20 protein-coding genes and 2 pseudogenes are annotated in these 21754 nt (G+C 70.5%); 11 read left to right on the plus strand and 11 right to left on the minus strand.

Annotation, left to right across the window (positions count from 1 at the left end):
* The first annotated feature begins 743 nt into the window (after positions 1 to 743).
* Positions 744 to 941 carry a hypothetical protein gene (locus tag ACZ470_RS34415; RefSeq protein ID WP_468433711.1) on the plus strand — a complete coding sequence of 66 codons (198 nt, stop codon included), beginning with the start codon at positions 744 to 746 and terminating at the stop codon, positions 939 to 941.
* A 221-nt stretch (positions 942 to 1162) separates the two neighbouring features.
* Here ACZ470_RS34415 and ACZ470_RS34420 read toward each other — a convergent pair whose 3' ends face one another.
* Together ACZ470_RS34420 and ACZ470_RS34425 are read right to left on the minus strand one after the other, a co-directional pair.
* Positions 1163 to 1570 carry an MDR/zinc-dependent alcohol dehydrogenase-like family protein gene (locus ACZ470_RS34420; RefSeq protein WP_468433713.1) on the minus strand — a complete coding sequence of 136 codons (408 nt, stop codon included), beginning with the start codon at positions 1568 to 1570 and terminating at the stop codon, positions 1163 to 1165.
* Between the two features lie 55 nt (positions 1571 to 1625).
* The gene (locus ACZ470_RS34425) at positions 1626 to 1901 is read right to left on the minus strand and encodes an alcohol dehydrogenase catalytic domain-containing protein (protein ID WP_468433715.1); all 276 of its coding nucleotides are present in this window, start codon (positions 1899 to 1901) and stop codon (positions 1626 to 1628) included.
* A gap of 229 nt (positions 1902 to 2130) precedes the next feature.
* Here ACZ470_RS34425 and ACZ470_RS34430 point away from each other — a divergent pair, with 229 nt between their 5' ends.
* Together ACZ470_RS34430 and ACZ470_RS34435 are read left to right on the plus strand one after the other, a co-directional pair.
* On the plus strand, positions 2131 to 2730 hold the full coding sequence (locus ACZ470_RS34430) for a TetR/AcrR family transcriptional regulator (RefSeq protein ID WP_468433716.1): 600 nt from the start codon (positions 2131 to 2133) through the stop codon (positions 2728 to 2730).
* A 341-nt stretch (positions 2731 to 3071) separates the two neighbouring features.
* A complete protein-coding gene (locus ACZ470_RS34435; protein WP_468433718.1) occupies positions 3072 to 4298 on the plus strand; it encodes a cytochrome P450 in 1227 nt (408 codons plus the stop codon).
* 81 nt (positions 4299 to 4379) lie between these two features.
* Here the strand turns inward: ACZ470_RS34435 and ACZ470_RS34440 are convergent, their stop codons facing one another.
* From ACZ470_RS34440 to ACZ470_RS34470, 7 genes and pseudogenes are all read right to left on the minus strand, one after another.
* Positions 4380 to 5642 (minus strand): cytochrome P450, encoded by a 1263-nt coding sequence (locus ACZ470_RS34440; RefSeq protein WP_468433720.1) that lies wholly within the window; start codon positions 5640 to 5642, stop codon positions 4380 to 4382.
* Positions 5639 to 6256, minus strand: coding sequence for a GTP-binding protein (locus tag ACZ470_RS34445; protein ID WP_468433722.1), 618 nt, complete (start codon positions 6254 to 6256; stop codon positions 5639 to 5641). The genes ACZ470_RS34440 and ACZ470_RS34445 overlap by 4 nt, the downstream gene beginning before the upstream one ends.
* Positions 6237 to 6593 (minus strand): DUF742 domain-containing protein, encoded by a 357-nt coding sequence (locus tag ACZ470_RS34450; protein WP_468433724.1) that lies wholly within the window; start codon positions 6591 to 6593, stop codon positions 6237 to 6239. Before ACZ470_RS34450 ends, ACZ470_RS34445 begins: the two co-directional genes overlap by 20 nt.
* Positions 6590 to 7009 (minus strand): roadblock/LC7 domain-containing protein, encoded by a 420-nt coding sequence (locus ACZ470_RS34455; RefSeq protein ID WP_468433726.1) that lies wholly within the window; start codon positions 7007 to 7009, stop codon positions 6590 to 6592. Before ACZ470_RS34455 ends, ACZ470_RS34450 begins: the two co-directional genes overlap by 4 nt.
* A 117-nt stretch (positions 7010 to 7126) precedes the next feature.
* Entirely contained in the window at positions 7127 to 8908 is a 1782-nt protein-coding gene (locus tag ACZ470_RS34460) for a sensor histidine kinase (RefSeq protein ID WP_468433728.1), read from the minus strand.
* Between the two features lie 601 nt (positions 8909 to 9509).
* Positions 9510 to 9767: a hypothetical protein gene (locus ACZ470_RS34465; protein WP_468433730.1), complete on the minus strand. Its 258-nt coding sequence runs from the start codon at positions 9765 to 9767 to the stop codon at positions 9510 to 9512.
* A 641-nt stretch (positions 9768 to 10408) separates the two neighbouring features.
* Positions 10409 to 10516, minus strand: a pseudogene (locus tag ACZ470_RS34470) (CGNR zinc finger domain-containing protein); the annotation flags it as partial.
* Here ACZ470_RS34470 and ACZ470_RS34475 point away from each other — a divergent pair.
* Positions 10494 to 10655: pseudogene (locus ACZ470_RS34475) on the plus strand (IS701 family transposase); the annotation flags it as partial. The pseudogenes ACZ470_RS34470 and ACZ470_RS34475 overlap by 23 nt on opposite strands.
* On the opposite strand, the gene ACZ470_RS34480 reads toward ACZ470_RS34475, so the two are convergent.
* Positions 10577 to 11032, minus strand: a complete 456-nt coding sequence (locus ACZ470_RS34480; RefSeq protein WP_468433803.1) for an MFS transporter — start codon at positions 11030 to 11032, stop codon at positions 10577 to 10579. The pseudogene ACZ470_RS34475 and the gene ACZ470_RS34480 sit on opposite strands and share 79 nt — an antisense overlap.
* A gap of 185 nt (positions 11033 to 11217) precedes the next feature.
* On the opposite strand from ACZ470_RS34480, the gene ACZ470_RS34485 reads away from it, so the two are divergent.
* From ACZ470_RS34485 to ACZ470_RS34495, 3 genes are all read left to right on the plus strand, one after another.
* Positions 11218 to 11886 carry a helix-turn-helix transcriptional regulator gene (locus ACZ470_RS34485; protein ID WP_468433731.1) on the plus strand — a complete coding sequence of 223 codons (669 nt, stop codon included), beginning with the start codon at positions 11218 to 11220 and terminating at the stop codon, positions 11884 to 11886.
* 152 nt (positions 11887 to 12038) lie between these two features.
* Positions 12039 to 12701 (plus strand): Pvc16 family protein, encoded by a 663-nt coding sequence (locus ACZ470_RS34490; RefSeq protein WP_468433733.1) that lies wholly within the window; start codon positions 12039 to 12041, stop codon positions 12699 to 12701.
* 17 nt (positions 12702 to 12718) lie between these two features.
* Positions 12719 to 14746 carry an ATP-binding protein gene (locus ACZ470_RS34495; RefSeq protein WP_468433735.1) on the plus strand — a complete coding sequence of 676 codons (2028 nt, stop codon included), beginning with the start codon at positions 12719 to 12721 and terminating at the stop codon, positions 14744 to 14746.
* Between the two features lie 20 nt (positions 14747 to 14766).
* On the opposite strand, the gene ACZ470_RS34500 is transcribed toward ACZ470_RS34495, so the two are convergent.
* Entirely contained in the window at positions 14767 to 16182 is a 1416-nt protein-coding gene (locus ACZ470_RS34500; protein WP_468433737.1) for an RICIN domain-containing protein, read from the minus strand.
* Between the two features lie 429 nt (positions 16183 to 16611).
* Here ACZ470_RS34500 and ACZ470_RS34505 point away from each other — a divergent pair, with 429 nt between their 5' ends.
* Genes ACZ470_RS34505 through ACZ470_RS34520 form a run of 4 tightly spaced genes read left to right on the plus strand, consistent with a single transcriptional unit; the run spans position 16612 to position 19372 of the window.
* Complete coding sequence (locus ACZ470_RS34505) at positions 16612 to 18201, plus strand: phage tail sheath subtilisin-like domain-containing protein (RefSeq protein ID WP_468433739.1); 1590 nt, start codon at positions 16612 to 16614, stop codon at positions 18199 to 18201.
* Between the two features lie 60 nt (positions 18202 to 18261).
* Positions 18262 to 18705, plus strand: coding sequence for a phage tail protein (locus tag ACZ470_RS34510; RefSeq protein ID WP_468433741.1), 444 nt, complete (start codon positions 18262 to 18264; stop codon positions 18703 to 18705).
* Positions 18705 to 19217 carry a hypothetical protein gene (locus tag ACZ470_RS34515; RefSeq protein WP_468433743.1) on the plus strand — a complete coding sequence of 171 codons (513 nt, stop codon included), beginning with the start codon at positions 18705 to 18707 and terminating at the stop codon, positions 19215 to 19217. The genes ACZ470_RS34510 and ACZ470_RS34515 overlap by 1 nt, the downstream gene beginning before the upstream one ends.
* Positions 19214 to 19372: a DUF6760 family protein gene (locus ACZ470_RS34520; protein ID WP_468433745.1), complete on the plus strand. Its 159-nt coding sequence runs from the start codon at positions 19214 to 19216 to the stop codon at positions 19370 to 19372. Before ACZ470_RS34515 ends, ACZ470_RS34520 begins: the two co-directional genes overlap by 4 nt.
* Positions 19373 to 21754: the final 2382 nt, after the last annotated feature.

A 21754-nucleotide genomic window follows, 5' to 3' on the forward strand; every position in this document is an offset into this window, starting at 1 on the left:
TAGAACACCACCCTGCGAAGTGCCGTACAGGCCTGCGACGGTCCCTCTCACCGGCCCTCAGACAAGACCACCGGAGGGGGCACCATTTCACCGTTGCCCCCTCGGTTGTGGCGAAGTTGTTGTGACGTACCTGTCCTCGCGGGCTGCGACCGTGCACCGGCTCTGGCCGAGCACGTCGAGCGGCAGGAGAACGCGGACCCCGACGACAGGCCGACCAAGGCCCTGCTGCGCAGCGGGGCGGCGCTTCGAGGGGCCCGGCACGTGTCTGGCGCGCGTGAGGCGGTGACGGGCGATCTGTATGTGGCGGCCGTACTCGATTGTCGCCTTCGCCTCGAACCGGGAGGACGACGGGCAGGCATCCTGGTTCGAGCAGGTGGGTGTCCCGCTGCGCCGCGGATGCGGCCGGATCCGCTCTGCCCGGAGCGTCGAGGTGACCGGCAAGGACGGCACCACGACCTCGCTGACCGCGCGGCACGCCGTCGTCGTCGCGATCGGAAGCGGCGCGCTGGCCCCGGACGTGGAAGGTCTGCGTCGGGCTGCACCTTGGACCAGCCGGGAAGCAGTTGCGGCGGGCGTGGTGGTGGCGTCGGAGATGGCTACCGCGTTTGCCGGTCCGGGCTCCTCGGTGACGATGCCGGCACGCGACGGAGCGCTCCCGCTGGCGGAGAAGTTCGCCGGCAGGTGCGTCGTGGAGCCGTTGCGGCAGGCAGGGGTGTCGGTGCGCCCGGCGCCGAGGCTTATCCGTGCAGCGTGCCGACGACGGAACGGTGTCCACCACGCTCACCAGCGGTGAGCCGGTCGAAGCCGACGAACTGCTCGTCGCGATCGGTCGCACGCCGAACACCGAGGAAATCGGACTGGACACTGTCGGCCTGACGCCCGGCGCCTGGCTCATTGTCGACGACACCATTCGTTGGAGGGGACGGCGCGCCGATCGGTGACGCACCGCGCCCCCGTGGGCGGGGCAGCCCTCGGGCGCCGGGCGTGCGGCTGCGAAAGTGCTGGTAGGGCTCACCCGCTCGTGCGGCGCCGCGTGCGAGATGTTGGGGGCCGGTATTTCGCTTCGAGTGCGCACATGCCCAGGGGGCGGTGTTGATCACATGGTGACGACGAGCTTGCCCAAGGTGTGTGTGCGGACGAGGTCCACACACGCCTGCGGGCCCTATTCCAGGGTGTACCAGCGGCTGATGGTCGCCGGCAGTCGACCGGCCACCGCTAGTTCGCCGACCTCACGCATACCGCCGAATTTCCCGCCCAGGTCGAGTACGGAGCGAAGATCCACGTCGTCGCGACCGATGTGATCAGGCTGGGGCGGCGGGTAGACGACCGTGACCAGGCGTCCACCGGGCCGAAGCGCGGGCACTATTCCGGGCAGACGATCGCCGGGCAGAGTCAAGTTGAACGCGGTGTCCACGGACGAGGGGTAGTGCGCCTCCGCGTAGCCGATGACCTCCGCCGCGCCCATACGGAGTGTGTCGGCGTCCGCAGGGGTGGCAGTGGCGATTACCCGCGCACCTGCAGCGGCGAGCAGCGGAACCACGGCGGTGCCGACACCGCCGGTCGCGCCCACGACCAGGACGGTCTCGCCTCCTTCACCTCGGCGGTTCTGATCAGCGGCAGCGCGGTCAGACCGGCTGTCGCCAGTGCTCTGCCGCATCCGGTGCCGACAGCCTTGGCGGACGGTGAGCGATCAGTGGGGTGTCCGCCTCGGACACCGTGTATTCGGCGAGCGAGCCGGTGCTCAGCGAGGGGCGCGAGGCGCTGGCCACTGCGCGCATCGCACGAGGCACGGCCTCGCCGAAGACCTCGTCACCTACCCGGAAGGCGGTGACACCGGGACCGACCTGGTTGACCGTTCCGGCGAAGTCGTTGCCGGGTACGTGCGGGAACCCCAGTTCCACGGCCCCGCGGTACTCACCTCCGGGCAGACGGATGTCCGTCGGGTTGAGTGAGCGGAGATCCGGACCTGGATCTGCCCCGGTCCCGGCTGGGGTTCCGGCACATCCATCACTGTGAACTGCTCGGGCGGTCCGTAACCGGTCGCGACCACAGCCTTCATGAGTATCGCCCTCCACATCCGTGACATCCCACGGTAATCGGACCGCGCGGTCAACTTGCTAGTCTGCTGGCATGACATCTCTCCGACCGCTGCGCGCAGACGCCGCCCGCAACCGGAAGTTGCTGCTCGCGGCTGCGGCGGACGAGTTCGCCGAGCGGGGGCTGAACGTCTCGGTGGCGGACATCGCGCGGCGGGCCGGCGTCGGGAAGGGCACTGTGTTCCGCAATTTCGCGACCAAGGACGACCTGGTCGCGGCGATTGCTTTCGACCGGATCGCCGTGCTCACCGAGGTGGGGGAAGGCCTGCTCGACGCCCCGGATCCCGGGGCCGCGCTGCTTGAGTTCCTCACCGCCGTCGGGCGAGAGCCCCAACGGCTCGACTTGTCGTTCCTGCGGCGCGCCGGCGAACTCGACAGCAAGATGGCCCAGGCTCAGGAGCGGCTGTTCCAGACCATCCACGCGCTGGTCGATCGCGCCCGTGAGCACGGTGATGTGCGAGCGGACATCACCGGAACAGACGTCGTCGCGCTGATGCGCGCGCCGAATCACGTGGTGAGTTCCCTGTCAGACGCCCCACCCGACCTCTGGCAACGCTACCTCGCGATCATCTTCGACGGCCTGCGTCCCGAGGGAGCCCACCCGCTACCCCAGCCGCCACCCACCTCGCTGTGACACGGCGGGCCCTGCCGTGCGGGGCTCGTTGGCATCAACGGGAACAACCACTCCGAGCAGTGACATCAAGTGACCACGCATGAGCAGCAGTTGAACTGCCTCCTCGAACTGCGGGCGTATGCGGGTGCTGATTCTCGCTGAAGCACCGAACCGGATCGCCCCCGGCGTCGGGGGTCTTCCTCCCCGGACTCCGCGTCCGTGCGTACCCGCGGGGGCGGGACGGATCGGATGCGCAGGGGCGGTTCCGGTCGACACCGTTGGGGGTGGCAGGCACCTCTGTCGCAGCTGACGGTTGATCAATAACCTTGTGAGTAACTGATTTCCCGAGCACAGGGAGCCCCATGTCCACCGCTCAGCAGGTGCCCGACATCCTCTCGCCCGAGTTCGCAGCCGACCCCTATCCCGCCTACCGGGTGATGCGGGAGTCCGCGCCCCTCATCTGGCACGAGGCCACGCGGAGTTACATCGTCTCCCGCTACGAGGACGTCGAGCGCGTCTTCAAGGACAAGGCCGGCGAGTTCACCACCGACAACTACGCCTGGCAGATCGAGCCCGTGCACGGAAAGACGATCCTCCAGCTCAGCGGGCGCGAGCACGCCGTGCGCCGGGCCCTGGTGGCCCCCGCCTTCCGCGGCAGCGACCTGGAGCGGAAGTTCCTGCCCGTCATCGAGCGCAACTCCCGCGAACTGATCGACGCCTTCCGGCACACCGGCTCCGCCGACCTCGTCGCCGACTACGCCACCCGCTTCCCGGTCAACGTCATCGCCGACATGCTGGGCCTGGACAAGGCCGACCATGCACGCTTCCACCGCTGGTACACCGCGGTGATCGCCTTCCTCGGGAACCTCTCGGGCGACCCCGAGGTGACGGCGGCGGGCGAGCGGACCCGGGTGGAGTTCGCCGAGTACATGCTGCCGATCATCCAGGAGCGCCGCGAGAACCTGGGCGACGACCTGCTGTCCACGCTGTGCGCCGCCGAGGTCGACGGGGTGCGGATGAGCGACGAGGACGTCAAGGCGTTCTGCAGCCTTCTGCTGGCGGCCGGCGGCGAGACCACGGACAAGGCCATCGCCGGCATCTTCGCGAACCTGCTGCTCCACCCCGACCAGCTCGCCGCCGTACGCGCGGACCGCTCGCTGATCCCGCGCGCCTTCGCCGAGACCCTGCGGTTCACCCCGCCCGTCCACATGATCATGCGTCAGTCCGCGACGCAGGTGACGCTCAGCGGCGGCACGATACCCGAGGGCGCCACCGTCACTTGCCTGATAGGCGCCGCCAACCGCGACGGGAACCGCTACCGCAACCCCGACCGCTTCGACATCTTCCGCGACGACCTCACCACCACGACCGCCTTTTCCGCCGCCGCCGACCACCTCGCCTTCGCCCTCGGTCGGCACTTCTGCGTGGGCGCGCTGCTGGCCAGGGCAGAGGTGGAGATCGGCGTCAACCAGCTCCTCGACGCCATGCCCGACGTGCGCCTCGCCGACGGATTCGAACCGGCCGAGCAGGGCGTGTTCACCCGCGGACCGCAGCGCCTCCCGGTACGGTTCACCCCCGTGCACGGCTGACCCGTACCGGGCGGCCACCACAGGCCGATCCGCGCCGCGCCGCGATCCGGGCCCCTGCCGCTGGGGGCCCGGGACCCCGCGCTACGGCACCACTGGGGTGAAGAACACCGGAAGCGCCGACAGCCCTCGCATCCAGATCGACGGACGCCAGGTCAGTTCCTGTGGGTCCGCCGCCAGCACCAAGTCGGGTAGCCGCTCCAGCAGCGTCTCGACCGCCGTGCGCGCCATCACGTCCGCCAGCAGGGGAGCCGGGTAGGGGCAGCGGTGTTCGCCGTTGCTGAACGACAGGTGCGCGGCGTTCTCCGCGCCCACGTGCCCCTCCGGCCAGATCTGCGGGTCGGTGTTGGCCGCGGCCAGTCCCAGCACCAGGCAGTCACCGGCCCTGATCTGCCGGCCGCCCAACTGGATGTCCCGCACGGCCCACCGCCCGATGAAGTTCTGCGTCGGCGTGTCCAGCCACAGCACCTCGTTGAGCGCCTCACCCACGCTGAGCCGGCCGCCCGACACGTTCACGGCGAACCGCTCGTCCGTCAGCAGCAGGCGCAGCGTGTTGCAGATCCAGTTCGCCGTCGGCTGCTGCGCCGCCGCGATCACGGAGATCAGGTCCTGGACGATCTCCTCGTCCGTCAGACCGGCCGGGTGCGTCAGCATGCGCGAGGTGACGTCCGGGCCGGGCGCGGCCCGCTTGTCCTTCACCAGCTGCCGCAGCCGCTCCCCCACGCGGCCGTACGCCGCCACGGGATCGTCGCCCTCGCCCGCGTCCAGCGAGATCCGCAGGTCGTCGACGAGACGGCGGGTGTCCTCGCCGGAAGTCGGCATCCCGCACATCTGCACCACGGCCCGCATCGGCAGGGCGTGCACGAAGTCCTCCATCAGCTCCGCCTGGCCGCTGCCGGCGAACCGGGCGATGAGGTCGTCGGCGATCAGCCGACAGTCGTGGGACAGCTCGAACTGGTCGACGCCCTCCAGCGCCTCGGTGATCACCCCGGCCCGGCGCCGGTGCTCCTCGCCCTCGGTGAACAGCACCGACGGCTGGTAGCCCACGAAGGGCAGCAGCGGCCAGTCCGGCGGGATGTTCTCCCACTGGTTCCAGCGCCGCGAGTCGCGTGCGAACAGCTCGTCGTGGCTGGTCACGTACGTGACCTCCGAGTAGCCGAGCACCAGCCAGGCGGGGATGCCGCCGTCGAGCAGGACCGGCGCGACCGGGCCGTGCTCCCGGCGCAGCGCACGGTAGAGCTGCGACGGCGTCTGCTGGTACTCGAGCCCGGTCAGGCGCACCGCGCCCGCGTGGGCGGGGCAGCCCTCGGGCGCCGGGCGTGCGGAGGGGTGGCCGGAGTCGGTCACAGGGTCGCCTCCTCGGCGATCGCCATGTCGTGGAGGTGGTTGACGAGGGTGATCAGCACGTCCTTGCCGGACTGCCGGACCCGCGCGTCGCAGTCGACCATCGGCACGTGCGCGGGCAGGGCGAGCGCCTGGCGGATCTCGTCCAGGGAGTACCGGGCGGTGTCGTCGTCGAACCGGTTCACGGCCACCACGAAGGGCGTGCGGTGGTGCTCCAGTCTGTCTATCGCGTACCAGGAGTCGTCCATCCGGCGCGTGTCCACGAGGACCACGGCGCCCAGGGTCCCGGAGAACAGCCTGTCCCACAGGAACCAGAACCGCTCCTGGCCGGGCGCTCCGAACAGGTACAGCACCATGCGGTCGTTGAGGCTGATCCGCCCGAAGTCGAACGCGACCGTCGTGGTGGTCTTCGTCGACACCGCGCTGGTCTCGTCGACGCCCACGCCTGCCTGGGTCATCACCTCCTCGGTGTTGAGCGGCCGGATCTCGCTCACGGAGCGGACCAGGGTCGTCTTGCCGACGCCGAACCCGCCCACGACGACGATTTTCAGACCGGTCTCCGCGGAGTCGTTCAGCGGTGTGCGGCGGGAGGGCAGCTCAGAGGTTGCGGAGCCCATGGAGCACCTCTTGGAGTAGGGCGGAATCGGGCAGGGAGGCGACGGACGCCGCCGCGCGCGGATGGCGGGCGGTGATGCGGCCCGTGTCCAGCAGGTCGCCCAGCAGGATCCGCACCACCGTGACCGGCAGCCCGAGCTCCGCGGCGATCTCGACGACCGCGGTGGGGTGCCGGCACAGCTCCAGGATCCGGGCGTGTTCGGACTGCATCCCCGACACCGGCCCGCACTCGCTGACGACGAGGGTGACCAGGTCGAATGAGTCGTCGGCGCGGCTGCGCCCACCGGTGACGGTGTAGAGCCGGTCAGGGTCACCCGTGTCGACGGGTTTGCGCGTCACGACGTGCCGCTCCCTCGGGCCTGGTCCCGCGGTTCGGCCCGCAGGTGCTCGCCGATCTGCTCGACCAGTTCCGTCATCTGGTGGCCGACCACGCCGGGGTCGGCGTCCTCCCGGGCGACGACGGCGAGGTGCGCCCCCTCCCCGGCCTCCACGATGAACAGCAGGCCGCCGTGGAACTCGGTCATCGACTGCCGGACGCCACCGGTGCCGTCGCCGAACTCGACGGAGGCGCCTTGGGCGAGGGCCTGGATGCCGGAGCAGATCGCCGCGAGCTGGTCGCCCCGGTCGAGCGTCAGGTGCTCGCTCCAGCAGAGCTTCAGGCCGTCCCGGGACAGGACCAGGGCGTGCCGCGCTCCGGGGGTCTGCTGCAGGAGGTTGTGCAGGAGCCAGCTGAGGCTGTTGTCGGTGGTCTGCATGGTGGGTGATGGGACGGTGGTGCCCGGCTGACCGGTCACCGGCCCGTTCCTCCTATCTCACGAACTCGAGCGGGACGGGGCGCCGTCGCCCCGGACGCCGTACGGGACGGACGGGGACTATGGAGCCTTTGGCGGCTCGGCACCGGGCGGGGCGGTGCCGTTCCCGGACTGCCGTGCGCGGTGGAAGGCGCCGAACCGGGAGCCCGCGTCGCGTGCCGGGCGCGGCGTCGTCGGTGCGTCGCCGGTCGGGCCGGACACCGGCCGGCGCTGCTCGCGTTCGCGCTCCGCCTCGGCCATGGTGCGGCCGGGGGCACGGACCGGCAGACCGTTCGGCGTGGTGCCGTCGGGCCGCCGGTGCCGTCCCTGTTCGGGGAGGTCGGGCTGCGCGGCGGGCCGCTCCGGGGCGGCGTTCCGCTCCGTGCGTGCGGGCGGCTCCGTGAGAGTGGTGCGGGGGGCGGTGCCGGGCAGTGGAGTCGTAGCGGGCGTCGGCTCGGCGGGCGCGGGCGCGGCCTGGGCGGCGGGTCCGGGGGCCGTCTCGTGCGGGGCGGGGTCGCGCTGCTGGGCGAGCAGATCCAGGGGCAGCAGGACGACGACACCGGTGCCGCCCCGGGAGGAAGGGCGGTAGTTGACGCTGATGCCGTACTTCACCGCGAGGCGTCCCACCACGGCGAGGCCGAGCCGGGTGCCCTGCAGCGAGGCGAGGTCGGTGACGCGGCCGCTCACGGACTCCTCGGCGCGGCGCATCGCCGCGTCGGCCATCTTCAGGCCGCTGTCCTCGATGGTGACGACGATGCCGGCACTGCGGTCCTCGACGTAGACGTGCACCTCGTCGATGGGCGGGGAGAAGTTCGCGGCGTTGTCCATCAGCTCGGCGAGCAGGTGCATTACGCCTTCGGCGGCGAAGCCGGAGACCGCGGCGCGGGTGGAGCAGTGGAGGCGCACCCGCTGGTAGGCGGCGATGCGTCCGACGGCGCCGCGCAGGATGCTCTCCATCACGATCGGCTTGTTCCAGGCGCGGCTGGACCTGCCGCCCATGAGCAGGGCCAGCCGGTCGGTCATCAGGCCCAGCTGGGAGGTGCTGTGGTCCAGCTTCAGCAGGTCCCCGAAGACCTCCTCGCCGTGTCGCTCCTGCATCTCGCGCAGGTCGGCCAGCATCCGCACGGACTTGGCCTGGACGCGGCTGAGCGCCTTGGCGGAGGCGGCCTGTGCCGCGGCGCCGCGGCGCTCGCTGTGCGCGAGCTCACGGACGAATGACTCGGCCGGGGTGCGCACCGCGGGCAGCAGGGGCAGTTCGATCTCGGCGAGTACGGTGCCGGCGGACCGGCCGTCGCGCAGCCGGGCCACCGCGGCCGGCAGTGTCTCCCGCGCCAGCCGCTCCAACTCGCCCAGCACCCGGTCGAGCTCGTCGCGGGTCTTGCGGTACTCGCCGTCCAGGGCGGCGGCCCGTCGCACGTCCTCCTCGACGACGGTGGCGAAGGTGTGCGTGAGCCGCTGCAACTGCGGGTCCGACGGGGACGGCAGACCGCCCAGCGCGTCGGCCGTGCTCGCGCCCTCCCGCAGCCTCGTGGCCACGGCGGGGAGTGTCACACCGGCCAGGTGCGAGATCTCGGCCGAGCGCCGGGCAGCTTCGGCCCCGAGACGCCCCTTCTCCGCCTCCTGCGCGGCGGCCGCGCTCCGGGCCCGGTGGACGAGCCGGTGGCCGACGAGGACGGTGACGGTCACACACACCCAGGCGGCCACCACCGCGGCCAGGACCCAGGTGAAGGCGTCGGACGGTGCCAGGGCGACCGCCGCACCGCCGACGGCGGCGCTCACCACGAGGACGACCGACGGCACGGCGAACGAGGTGCGCGGCGCCCCCACCGGTTGGCGCTGGCGGGGCGAAGCAGGCACTGGCATGGAGCGGTCCCTCGGTCCGTGAGAGCAGGGAATCGGGGCGGCGGCACGAGCCGGCCACGGGCCGGAAGGGAGGTCAGCCAACAGGAGGGCGATCTTCCGGTCACGTACGGCTCATGCTAGTCATGCCGTCGGGCGAGGAGACGTGGGTCGGCGGGATACTCCGCCGTCAGTACGAGTTCGTCGCGAACCCGTCGCCCGTACGGAGCGCTGTGGTAAAGGAGTTGACGCCGGATGAGGCCCATTCTGGAGGAGCGTCGCTTCACGCTTGAATTGCTGCACCATCACAGCTTCTTGATACATGGAACTTGACGAACGAGTCACTCACACGGGCTGTCGAGTTTCAGCCAACTACGCGCCCACCAGGGCAACTTGCTCCCGCGGTGATGACGGGGGCCGGGTCGCGGCAGTGGGGAAACGGCCGGTGGTCGTGAAGGTTCTGTGATGCCGCCCGGCAAGGGGGCGGCAGACGAGTCGGGGTGTAGCGGGGGTGTTCCGCAGAGCTCGGTGTGGAAGGTGAGGGGTGCCAGTCTTCAACCGCCGATGCGAGGGTGCTCGCAGTGCCGTGGGTGATGCGCGGACCGTTCGTGATCTGACCGCACTATCAGCAGATGTCGAGGTGGTCGAGTGCGGACTGGCGTTCGGGGCGGAGCTTGTCTGCCTGCCGACGGGCGTTCGCGGCGAACGACCCAAGACCCAGCACCTCTCCATCGACCTGCACACGGTGCTGTCGTGGGACACGGCGGTGGCCTTCGCGGGTGTCGAACTGGCCAGCAATGGTGAGACCAGTGCTCCCCCGGTCGTCATGGAAACTGTGCATCGGCCGCGCGCCACGGGCATCGTCGGGGTCGGTGCCGAGCATCTCCAGGGGGTACTGCTGCGCGGGCATCAGTGGGCATCAGTGGGCAGCCGGGTCCCGGTAGGCAGGTGCACTTGCCGAGGATCTCCCGGCAGGGCCGGCAGAGGGGCGCTGCAGCGCAGGCGCCAGACGAGTATGTCCACGACGGACGTGGCAGTGCCCAGTTCACGACGTCGCGCCGCCTCGGTGAGCAGGGTGGCAGGGTCGTGGCCGTCCCTGTGGGCGTTGTGGAGGGTGGCCGCGAGGGCGGGCCGGGCGGGTTCCGTCCGAATGCGGGGCGGCCAGCTCAGGCAGTGGCAGGCGTACCACACTTGGTACCGCCGCTACCAGGCCGCGACGGTGTCGAGCGCCTGCGGACCCGCTCCAAGGCGCCGAAGAACGCGCACAGCCGCTTCCCCGGCCCAGTGGGGGCATATGCCAGGCAGAGGCCCGGCAAGCATCTCCAGGACCAGGCCGTGGGCGGTGAAGCGGTCGGCGAGATGGCTCCCTCACCAGCGCGTTTCCGTGAGTCGCCGCTCTATCGCTTCCCGCGTACGCACCTACACCACGCGCTCGGGAGTTCGTGAGAAAGCCGACGTCGTCGCAGGTCATGCCTCACTCCGTTGGAACTCGGCCTCTGCTGCCGCAAGGCTGTGGGGGATGTGTTAGCGGGTGCGTTCGTAGTGGCGGCGTGCCTTTGCGCGGTTGCCGCAGGCAGCCATCGAGCACCAGCGGGCGCGGTTGGCGGGGCTGCGGTCGAGCCGGGGCAGCCTCGAGGGGACCGTCGAGTATGCCGCCGCGCAGTGGGACGAGCTCCGCCGCCGCATGCGGGACTACGTGCGCGGGCTGTTCACCCCGGTGGTCCGCAAGGACAGCCGGCGGCCGGCCGAACAGGCCGGCCACTTCACCCCAATCGAGGGAGAACGTTCGGACTTGTCGGTGACGCCGAGGTCCGTGCCGACGGTCTCCTCGTTCGGCAGCACGTCAGCGAGGAGGGTGGGTCCGACGGTGAAGAGGGCACCCGTTTCCGCGCCGACGATGAGCTGCCCGAGCAGCAGCATGGGCGGCGAGGTCGACAGCGCGATGAGGGCACGACCAGCCGTGCCGATCAGCGACGCGGTGACGACGAACGGCTTGCGGCGACCGACCTCGTCGGAGAGCCGGCTGGACACCGGGGTAACGATGAGCAGCCCGAACGAGTGGCCGCCGCTCGGAGAGCGCCGCCGAGGCGGCCCTTCGCAGCTTGGCCCGGTGATGTGGATAGAACGTTCGGTATTGACGGACGGGATCTGTCGTGATTCTCTTTACGGGAGCGAACATTCCATTCACGGACGGCCTGCTGGGCGTGTCCACCGGTCAACGCCCAGGGCGTCATCCGGTTCCGGAATGTGCGTGTGCAGCACAGGACTTGGGGTGCCGGGCAGGTCTGTCGCCGGCCCCCTGCAGGTGGCCGGCAGCAGGATTTGGGGGAGACATGTTCAGCTCGTCGCGGACCGCACGCACCGGCACGGTCGGCGCCCCTGAGCGGATACCCGTGGCGGTGCAGGCGGTTGACCCGATCCTGTGCGAGGGCGTGATCAGCCAGTTGCGCCGGTACCCGGAGATCGAACTCCGTGAGGAGAACGCCTCCGGCCCCGGGACGGTGGCACTGCTCGTCGACGATGTCCTGGACGCGGGCACGCTGAGCCGGCTGCGTCGCCTGGTGCGCGGCGAGGGGGCGCGAGCGGTGCTGGTGGTCCGCTCGCTGAGGGAGGGTGAGCTGCTGGAGGTCATCGAGTGCGGCGTCGGCGCGATCGTGTGGCGGCACGAGGCCACCGCGACGCGCCTGGTGCAGGCCGTGCTGGCGGCCGCGCACGGCGACGGGGATCTGCCGGCCGACCTGCTGGGCCGGCTGCTCAGCCAGGTGGGCGCGCTGCACCGCAGCGCCGTCGGCCGCACCGGCGGATTGCCCTCGGGTATGTCCCTGCGCGAGGTGGATGTGCTGCGTCTGGTGGCCGAGGGGCTCGACACCGGTGAGATCGCCCGCAAGCTGTCCTACTCGGAACGCACGGTGAAGAACGTGATCCACGGACTGACCACCCGCATGCATCTGCGCAACCGGGCGCATGCGGTCGCGTATGCCCTGCGGGAAGGCTACATCTGACACAAGGGCGGCCCTGCCAGGCCACCGGGGCAGCACAGTCTGCCCCTTCGCCGTCCCCAGCGTTCTTGCGGCGGTCGCCCGGGCCGGACACAGGATGGGATACAACAACAGGTTTCGTGCGGTGCCGGGCACCGCGAGGCGGGAGCAAGACGGTGATCCACGAGGTGGACGAGGTCCTGAAGGACCTGCTCGGCAGCGGTGCGCTGGCGGGTTCGGACATTGACATCGCGTTCGACGCACCGACCCGCGACTGGGCGGCCCGCCGCAACTCTCCCACGGTGAACGTCTACTTGTACGACATCCGGGAGGACGTCCGCCGTCGTCAGCGCGGACATATGCCGGTGGTCGACGAGCGGGACGTCGTGGTCAAGCGCCGTCAGCCGCCGCGCTGGTTCCGGCTGTCGTACCTGGTGACGGCGTGGACGAAGCGCCCGCAGGACGAACACCGCCTGCTGTCCGCCGCGCTGGCCACGCTGATCCCGCGAGAGCTGATCGCTCCCACCGAACTCCCGGGCGCGCTCGGTGCGTTGGGTCTGACAGTGCCGCTGTCGGTGGCGGGCATTCAGACGGAGTCGCGGTCACTGGCGGAGATCTGGTCCGCCCTCGGCGGTGAACTCAAGCCCTCCCTCGACCTCGTGGTCACCGCGCCTTTCCCGGCTTTCCCCGAGTACGACGCCGGTCCGCCCGTCACCGAGGGCGCCGCGGTCCGCGTGCGCACCATGGACGAGGATGCCCCGGTCACCGAGGAGCGCGCCCACCGTCCCTCGCGGGTGGCGGCGGCCCGGGAGGCCCGCGCGACGGCCGCACGCGAGTGAGGGACGGAACCGGTCCGGTGACGACGTGGACACCAACGGACGAGACGACGGAGTCCGGCCCTGCCGCCGCTCTCGTCGCCCGGCTCTGGGCATTGCGCGAGCGCGTCGCCCAGGTCGTGGAGCAGCGTTCCGCACACGATCCCACGGCCGGCGATCCGCTGCGCGGGCTGTATCTGACGGAGGAGGTGGTACGGCATCTGCTGTGGTCGGCGGAACCGCCGGAGCCGGTGGTGCTGCCCCACCTCGACGGACCGCCGCGGGACCGGCTGGCAGGACTGTCGGCACGACTCGGGCTGACCGAACTCGACGCTGCGCTGCTGCTGATCGCGCTCGCCCCCGACCTGGACCGCGTCTTCGAGCAGTTCTACGGCTATCTCAACGACGACGTCAGCCGGCGCCGCGCCACCGTCTCGCTCGCCCTGGACTTGGTGGGTGCCTCGCCCCTCTCGCCCAGCGCCCGGTCCCGGCTGCACTCCACGGCGCCGCTGGCCAGGCTCGGGCTGCTGGTGGTGGAGGATCCCGAACGGCCCTTTGCCGGACGGTCGTTGAGCGTCCCGGACCGGGTCGTGGCCCATCTACTCGGCGACGACACACCCGACGCGACGCTCGCCGGGCACCTGCACCCGCTGCCCGCGCCGTCGCGGCCGCACGACGGCCAAGAGCCCTTCCCGGACGACGAGTTCGACCTCCTCGTACACCGGCTGGCCGCCCGCCTTGCCGCCGGTGCTCCGCTCACCGTCTACCTGCGCGAGCGCCGCGAAGGCGACGGCCTGGCCTGCGCCGCCGCGGCGCTGCGTCTCGCGGGCCTTTCGGCACTGCACTTCACCGGACCCGAGGACCAGGTCGCGGACCTGCTGCGGGAGGCCAGGCTCAGCGGGCAGGCCGTCGTCGTCACCGGCCTGCCCGAGCAGCCGGCCGAAGTGATACGCAAGTTGGCAGCCGCCACGGATGTGCCCGTGGTGCTGGCCACGCCGCGCCCTTACGACCCGCAGTGGTGCGACCAGGACCCCCTCGCACTGGATGTGCCCGCGCAGCAGCACGCGGGCGCGCTGCGCGCCTGGTCGGCCGCACTTGGACAGGAGCCGGGCTTTGACCTGGCCGCCACCATCGCCCCCTACCACCTCCCCGGCGACCGTATTGCCCGCGCCGCGCACACGGCTCTCGGTCTCGCACGCTTCGACGGCACCCCCCTGTCCGCCGCCCATGTGCGCCTGGCGGCCCGCCAGCAGTCGGCCTCGGGACTGGAGCAGCATGCCCGCAGGATCCGTCCGGCCGTCGGCTGGCAGGACGTGGTGCTGCCCGAACGCCCCTTGACTCAGCTACACGAACTCGCCGTGCGCGCCCGGCACCGCGACCGCGTTCTCGGTGACTGGCGGCTCAGCGCGGGTGGCGGGCGCGGGCGGGGCGTGCTCGGGCTGTTCGCCGGCGAGTCGGGCACGGGCAAGACGCTGTCGGCGGAGGTCGTGGCCGCAGACCTGGGACTGGATCTCTACGTGGTGCAACTGTCGTCGGTGGTCGACAAGTACATCGGCGAGACCGAGAAGAACCTCGAGCGCATCTTCACCGAAGCCGACCGCACCGACGCGGTGCTTCTCTTCGACGAGGCCGACGCCGTCTTCGGCAAGCGCTCCGAGGTGAAGGACTCGCACGACCGGCACGCCAACATGGAGAGCGCGTACCTGCTGCAGCGGCTGGAGTCCTTCGACGGTATCGCCCTGCTGACCACGAATCTGCGCGCCAACATCGACGAGGCGTTCACGCGTCGCCTGGATCTCGTGGTGGACTTCCCGTTCCCCGACGTGGACCAGCGCCTGGCGCTGTGGCAGCACAGTCTGTCCCACGTGCCGTGCGAGCAGGACATCCAACTGGCGTCCGTGGCACGCGACTTCGAGCTGGCCGGCGGATCGATCCGCAGCGCCGTAGTGACCGCCGCGTATCTTGCCGCCGGCCGGGACGACCTCGTCACCTCGGCCGATCTTCTCGAGGGCGCCCGCCGGGAGTACCGGAAGGCGGGACGGCTGGTGCCGGGCGAGGGCTCCTGGTAGCGTCCTCGCGGCCGACCGGTTCAGCTCTCCTCAGGGTGGATGATCAGCCACTCCTGGTCGTCGCTGTTGGAGCAGTCGTACAGAGTGAGATTGGTCTCGTTGCCACCGGTGCTGAACCCGGCCACGTCGAGACACTTGTGGTTGCTGGCGAAGTTGCGGATCCAGTAGGCGCCGCTCTTCTGCTTGTCGAGCCACCACAGCATATTGGAGGTGGTCGCGCCGTTACAGGTGAACTCGGTGACATCCGACCTGATCGGCGCCGCCCCGTAGCCGGGCAGGTCCATGCAGAGCCCGTCCTTGGCGTTGCGGATCAGGAAGAGGGGAGCGCCGCCAGGGCCGCCCTTTGGGTGCTTCACCTCAAGATTCCACAGCTGGTTGTTCTGGTCGGTGCCGTTGCAGGTGAACTCGTACACCTTGCCGTTGATCTTGCCCTTGTCGTAACCGGGGATGTCGGCGCACTTCTTGGTGGTCGTGTTGCGCAGTAGCACCTTCGTCGCGGGGACCACGGGCTGTGCGGGCTTCTTCGTCGGGGTCTGAGCACCGCCACCGCCACCGCCCCCCGACCCGCCGCCACCACCGCCCGCCTCAGCCGGGGTGGGCTCGGGTGCGGGGGGCGCCTGTGTCAGGGTCGGGGTGGGGGTCGGCGAGGCCGCCAGGGTCGCGCCAGCCTCTACCGGCTTCTCGGTGGCGCCGGTGATGACGGCGGGCTTGTAGGCGATCCACAGCAGGGTGAAGGTGATCGCGAGCGCCACGAACACCCCGAAGAAGGTGGCGAGCCAACGAGGCAGGAACCCGCGCTGGACATAGGTCCCCTGGGTGGGCAGAGGCTCGGCACCGGACCGCACGACGTTCAGTGTGTACGGCCGCTCTTCCTTGCTGCCGAACCAGATGATGCGGCGCGGCTTGAGCGTCGTCTTGATGAACGCCGCACGGCCGGGTTCGATCTGCACGTTGCTGGGATGGATGTCGTACGACAACTGATCGCCGTTGTCGTTGCCGTTGACCGACGCCGTCAGCTTGGTGTTGCCCAGGTTGTCGACCGCCAGCTTCGGCCGCCCCCGGAAACGGCCCTTCACGGTCGGCGGCACCAACTCGGCGCGCACCTCCGTGAACGGGGTGATGGTGAGGTTGCCCTCCGGGACGGTCGTCGCCTCGGGATGTTCGGTGGGCGTGATACGCACCGCGTACGGATTCGGACCGGCCGTGGCATCAGGGGTGCGAGGCGGGGCGAAGGTCAGCTGCACCGTCCCCGTCGTCCCCGGATACAGCCGCAGCGTCTGCGGCTCGACGCGTGTCCACGGAGCCACCGGGCCGACCGGCTCGAAGCGGTATTCGTCGACGACGTCACCGGTGTTGCGCAATCGCAGCCGCACCGTCGTACTGCCACCTGGGTCCACGGTCGCGGAGGCAGGCTCCAGAGAAGTCCAAAGGCTCACCCGGCCACGCTAGAGGCGGAGAACAGTGCCGGGCAGGAAGAATTGGGGCACACCCGGTGACCGGCGGGGCATACGTGGGTGTCGCCCCTCGAAGGGCCACCAGAGGGCGGACGAACGTTGCGCGCGCAGGGCATCATCGACGCGTCCGAAGTCCGCCGCTGAGGGAAGGGCCGCCGCGTTCGGTGTGGGAACGCACCCCCTCTGAAGTTCTCGCCTCCACGCGCACGACGTTCTCCTCGACACCCGGTGACTGACCTTCCAGGCCCACCGCATGCCAGCCGCGAGCGGGCGGTCTCGAGGGCAACCCGACTGACTGCCCTTGAGGGCAACAGAGTTACCCCCGATCAGGCACCCGAGGACGTTTCCGGGACGCCGCACGCGCGTGAGGGTGGAAGCGGTTCCTGTCGCGTACCCGGAGGAGAGCAGAACATGCCGTCCTACCTGTCGCCCGGCGTCTACGTCGAGGAGGTGGCCAGCGGCTCGCGTCCCATCGAAGGCGTGGGCACGTCGGTCGCCGCCTTCGTCGGGCTCGCTCCCAGCGGCCCCCTCAACGAGCCGACGTTGGTGACCAACTGGACCCAGTACGTGGCTGCCTTCGGCGCGTTCACCGACGGGTACTACCTCGCGCACTCCGTCTACGGCTTCTTCCAGAACGGCGGCACGGCGGCCTACGTGGTCCGCGTGGGCGGCTCCGACGAAGGCGTCGCAGCGGATGGCTCGGCGTCGGCGAGCGTGACCGGCTCCGCCGCGAAGCGTGAATTGACCGCCCCGGAGCCCGCGCAGCTCGGCACGTTCACCGTGACGGCCATCGCCTCCAGTGGTAACGGCCCGCTCAGCGTCGAGGTCGCCGACCCGGAGGGCGAGGGACCCGCCGAGCGGTTCAAGCTGATCGTCAAGGACGGCGACAAGACCGTCGAGAGCTTCGACGTGACCGCGAAGAAGGGCGGCCGCAACTACGTCGTCACGCAGGTGAAGGAGCGCTCCAAGCTCATCACCGTGACCGAGGCCGCCCCGGCCGCGCAGCTGGTTCGCCCCGACAACCAGACGGTTGCTCTGGCCGTTCCGGCGCCCCCAACCGCCGTACCGGGCATGGCGGTTGACGGTCCGCACCCGGGTCCGGCCGAGTACCTCGGCGACTCTGCCGACCGCACCGGCTTCGGCGGACTGGAGGCGGTGGATGAGGTCTCCATCGTCGCCGTGCCCGATCTGATGGCCGCCTACCAGCGCGGCGCGATCGATCTGGAGGCCGTCAAGGCCGTGCAGTTGGGCCTGATCGCGCACTGCGAGCTGATGGGTGACCGCGTGGCCGTCATCGACCCGCCGCCCGGCCTCAATGCCCGTCAGGTCCGGGTGTGGCGCCAGGAGACGGCCGGCTACGACTCCAAGTACGCCGCCCTGTACTACCCGTGGATCAAGTCCTTCGACCCGTCGAGCGGCCAGACCCGGCTGATCCCGCCGAGCGGTCACGTGGCCGGCATCTGGGCCCGCAACGACTCCGAGCGCGGTGTGCACAAGGCGCCCGCCAACGAGGTCGTACGCGGCGCGGTGGACCTGGAGACCCAGATCACCCGCGGCGAGCAGGACCTGCTCAATCCGATCGGTGTCAACTGCATCCGTGCCTTCCCGGGCCGCGGTATCCGTGTCTGGGGTGCCCGCACCCTCTCATCCGACCCGGCGTGGCGCTACCTGAACATCCGCCGGTACTTCAACTATCTGGAGGAGTCGATCCTGCTCGGCACCCAGTGGGTGGTGTTCGAGCCGAACGATCACGCGCTGTGGGCACGCATCCGGCGCAACGCCTCGGCCTTCCTGGTCAACGAGTGGCGCAGCGGCGCCCTGTTCGGCCAGCGGCCCGAGGAGGCGTTCTACGTCAAGTGCGACGAGGAGACCAACCCGCCGGAGTCGGTGGACCTCGGCCGCGTCGTCTGCGAGATCGGCATCGCCCCGGTCAAGCCCGCTGAGTTCGTGATCTTCCGCCTGGCCCAGTTCTCCAGCGGCAGCGGGGAGTTGGAGGAGTAGGCCGTCGCCCGGTCCGTCCCCCGACGTAGCTATCAACACGCTTAGAAGGACAACGAACGCATGAGTCTCCAGCCGGGTGACGCCCTCACCTCACACAATTTCGGCCTGCAGATCGACGGCGTGATGGTCGAGTACCTCGCCGAGGTCAGCGGCCTGAGCATCGAGCAGGATGTCATCACGTACCAGCAGAACACCCCGAACGGCCAGAACGTGGTCAAGAACCTGCCGGGCGTGAAGAAGAACGGCACCTGCACAGTGGTCCGCGGTATGACGCAGTCCGCGTCGTTCTCTCAGTGGATCAACGAGTCCATCACCGGCCAGATGACCACGGCCCGCAAGAACGCCTCGATCATCATGATGGACTTCCAGAACAACCCGGTGAAGCGCTACCACATGCGCAACGCCTGGTGCAGCAAGATCGACGCGAGCACGGTCAAGGCGGGCGAGGCAGCCGCGCTGACCGAGACCGTGACCATCACCTTCGAAGAACTGGTCATCGAATAATGCGGCGTACCGGTGCCAGGGCCGGCGCCGCCGTGGCGTACCCCGACGTGGCGCCGATCGCGCCGGGGTCGGCGGCCGAGCTGCCGGGGCCGGAAGCGACACCGCCCCCGGCGGCTTCTGCCCCTGTCCTTCACCAGGAGCCTTTGCGCACGGAGTTCCCCTTCCAGCTGCCGCGCGGCTACATCGACGAGTCGGGCACCGTCCACCAGGACGGCGTGATGCGCCTGTCGACGGCGCGGGACGAACTGGTCCCACTGCGGGATGTGCGGGTGCAGGAGAACCCTGCGTACCTGTCGGTGGTGCTGCTGGGCCGGGTCATCACCCGCCTCGGCACGCTGCCCATGGTCCACGACGGGATCGTGGAGAACATGTTCGCCTCCGACCTGGCGTTCCTGCAGGACTTCTACCGTCAGATCAACGCGGAGGGCCATACCCGGGCGTCGGTCCAATGCCCGCACTGCGCCGAGGCGTTCGAGGTGGAACTCGGCGGGAGCCGCCTGGGGGAATCGTGACGTACGCGACCGACCGGCTGCACCAGGAGATCGCGTACGTCGCCTACCACTTCCACTGGAGCATGGACGAGATCCTCGACCTGGAACACCACGACCGGCGCCGTTACACGCAGGAGATCGCGTCCCTGGTGACGCGGGCGGAGACGGAGGGCTGAGCTGTGGGATTCCTGGACCGGTTGCGCGGACAGGGCCGGGACGGCGGGGATGGCGTGTCGGCGGCTGAAGCAGGCGTTGCGTCGGAGCGCGTTGCGGGGGCTGCCTCAGGGCCTGTGGACGGTACGGCCGCCGCGCCGGATACCTCGCGTCCCGTCGTCATGGCCGCTTGGCCCACACTGCCCCCGATCCAGCGGGCGCTGGCGCCCGGGCGGGGCGGGGTCGCGGACTCGGGCTTCAGCGGGCGGCTGCCGACGTGGCAGAACCCGTCGTTCACGGGCACGGCGTCGCACGCGGTCCTGGACGGCCAGTCCGCGGCGCTGCTCGACGACGCGGCGCTGCACACATCTGGCCTGCCGGTATCGGGACTCGAACGACCCACTGGGGCACTGACGTTGACGGGCCCGGAGCCGGTGGTTCAGCGCGCGCCGGCGGTTCCGTTGCGGATGCTTCCGCCCACGGTGACCGGGGCGGTGGGGGCTTCGGGCGCACAGCCGGTGAAGGGGGCCGCCGTCGTCCCGGTCACACCTACGCCGACGATTGCGACGCCTGCCCCGCGGGCGTCGTCGTCGGCGTCTTCCAGCACGCCGGCTCGCGCAGGTGCACCGTCGGTGCAGTGGACCATCGGCACGGAGAAGCCGGTGTTCCCGGCGGTACCCGCCGGAGTCCGGGTGACACCAGTTCCGACCGCCCCGTCCTCTCGGCCGAATTCCTCCCTCACGACGTCGCAGGCCGGATCGGCCACAGTCCAGCGCAGGACGCTGCCGGTGGCGGCTCGACGGAAGGGTGCGACGGCTGTCGCGCCGACGGTACCAACTGCTCCTGACGGTACGGCGGTTCGGGCTGATTTTCCATCGCCAACGGGACACAGCGGTGGCAGTGACATCGCAGTGCAGCGGACGCCGGCCGGGCCTGCGCGTTCGTCCGGCTCAGACGTGACACCACTCAACAGGGGTACGGCGGCGCAGCGAGCCCTGGATGCCGGCTCTGCGTCAGCGGCCGGCACGACCGCGAACCCAGAGGTCGGGCGGGTGGGTTCGTCCGGCTCAGTCGCTCCGGACAGCGCAGGCGGCCCGACGGTACAATGGACACCGCTCAGGCCGGGAGCCACGACTGGTTCCCCAGAGAGCGCACCGCGAGCCACTCCACCCTCGTCGACGACGACGGGTGCGACCGCCGACTCCGCCACCCGCCAGCCGGACTCCTCCGCTGGAAACACGACGAGTCACACCACCAGAGCGCCCATACAAAGGACACCGCTCAAGCCAGGAGCAGCGGCCGGCGGCCCGGCGAACGCAGCCCGCACCGCCGCGCCTTCGCCAACCCCTGACGCGCCCTCCGCCCCAACCGCTCGACAGACGCAGGCCCCCGTCGAGCACACGACCGAGAACACGACAGGGCGCAGCAGCGGCACCCCCGAGCAAAGGACGCCGCCCGGGCCGGCCGGGACAGCCGTAGGCCCCTCGCGCTCGTCGGGGGTCACGCCTTCGGGGAACGTCGGCGGCACGCCCGTACAGAGGACACCGCTCAGGCCGGGAGCCACGGCTGCTTCCCCGGAGGGCGCACCGCCACCTACCGCACCCTCGTCGGCGACTGGTGCGATCCCGAACTCACGTACCCATGCAGGAAACCCGATGGGGCGCAACAGCACGCTGGTACAAAGGAAACCGCCCGGCTCTGGCACAACCGGCGGCCGGGCAATCGCGGCCACAGGCACGGAAACCTCACCAGCGGCCGACGGAGCCCCAAAGCCGCCCACTCGGCAGGCGGGTTCGCCCACCGAAAGCGCGGCGACCGGACCCGGTACGGCAGTACAGCGGACGCCCATCGGGCCCGGGACCCGGTCCGCCGACACCGTTGTGCGGTCCGATGCGAGCACGAACTCCGGCGTGGGCGGGGTCGACGGGCCCGGTCCCGGAATCAATCGATGGGCACACAGCGGTTCAGGGACCGCGACGCGGCCGGCGTCGGGCAATGTCCCAGGCAGTGCCGCCGAGGCTACCACCCCCGCACAGCGTGGTTCGTCCGCGCCTGCGCCGGGTACCGTGCCGACATCGCTCGCACGCACCCCTGCCCCAGTAGCGCCTTTTCAGCGGAAGCCAACCGATACGCCGCACACGACGGTGCCGTCCTTCGGTAAGGCCGCTACAGCTGACGCCCCCATCCCACCCGCACCCACAAGTACGGCACCCGATGGCACCGCACCCGCGCCCGTCCAGCGCAGGTCCGCGCCGACGCCGCGCAGCGTCTCCGCCACCCCCCGGCACTCGCAGAACACGCCCGTGTCGGTGCAGCGCAGCACCTCAGCACCGCGCCTCGGCCTCGGCGCGCCCCTTGCCTCGCGGTCCGTCCCCCCGGACACCAGGGCGACGGCCGGGCCGTCG

The sequence above is a fragment of the Streptomyces sp. NPDC031111 genome (genome assembly GCF_055570675.1).

Excerpts from the sequence above, each read along its gene's own strand:
- ACZ470_RS34465 (WP_468433730.1), bottom strand. The coding sequence starts at position 9,767 with ATGCTCGGCACCGACCCCGACGATGCCCGTGGCGCGCGGCCGATGCAC.
- ACZ470_RS34455 (WP_468433726.1), bottom strand. The coding sequence starts at position 7,009 with ATGCAGACCACCGACAACAGCCTCAGCTGGCTCCTGCACAACCTCCTG.
- ACZ470_RS34460 (WP_468433728.1), bottom strand. The coding sequence starts at position 8,908 with ATGCCAGTGCCTGCTTCGCCCCGCCAGCGCCAACCGGTGGGGGCGCCG.
- ACZ470_RS34445 (WP_468433722.1), bottom strand. The coding sequence starts at position 6,256 with ATGGGCTCCGCAACCTCTGAGCTGCCCTCCCGCCGCACACCGCTGAAC.
- ACZ470_RS34485 (WP_468433731.1), top strand. The coding sequence starts at position 11,218 with ATGTTCAGCTCGTCGCGGACCGCACGCACCGGCACGGTCGGCGCCCCT.
- ACZ470_RS34510 (WP_468433741.1), top strand. The coding sequence starts at position 18,262 with ATGAGTCTCCAGCCGGGTGACGCCCTCACCTCACACAATTTCGGCCTG.
- ACZ470_RS34515 (WP_468433743.1), top strand. The coding sequence starts at position 18,705 with ATGCGGCGTACCGGTGCCAGGGCCGGCGCCGCCGTGGCGTACCCCGAC.
- ACZ470_RS34505 (WP_468433739.1), top strand. The coding sequence starts at position 16,612 with ATGCCGTCCTACCTGTCGCCCGGCGTCTACGTCGAGGAGGTGGCCAGC.
- ACZ470_RS34430 (WP_468433716.1), top strand. The coding sequence starts at position 2,131 with ATGACATCTCTCCGACCGCTGCGCGCAGACGCCGCCCGCAACCGGAAG.
- ACZ470_RS34435 (WP_468433718.1), top strand. The coding sequence starts at position 3,072 with ATGTCCACCGCTCAGCAGGTGCCCGACATCCTCTCGCCCGAGTTCGCA.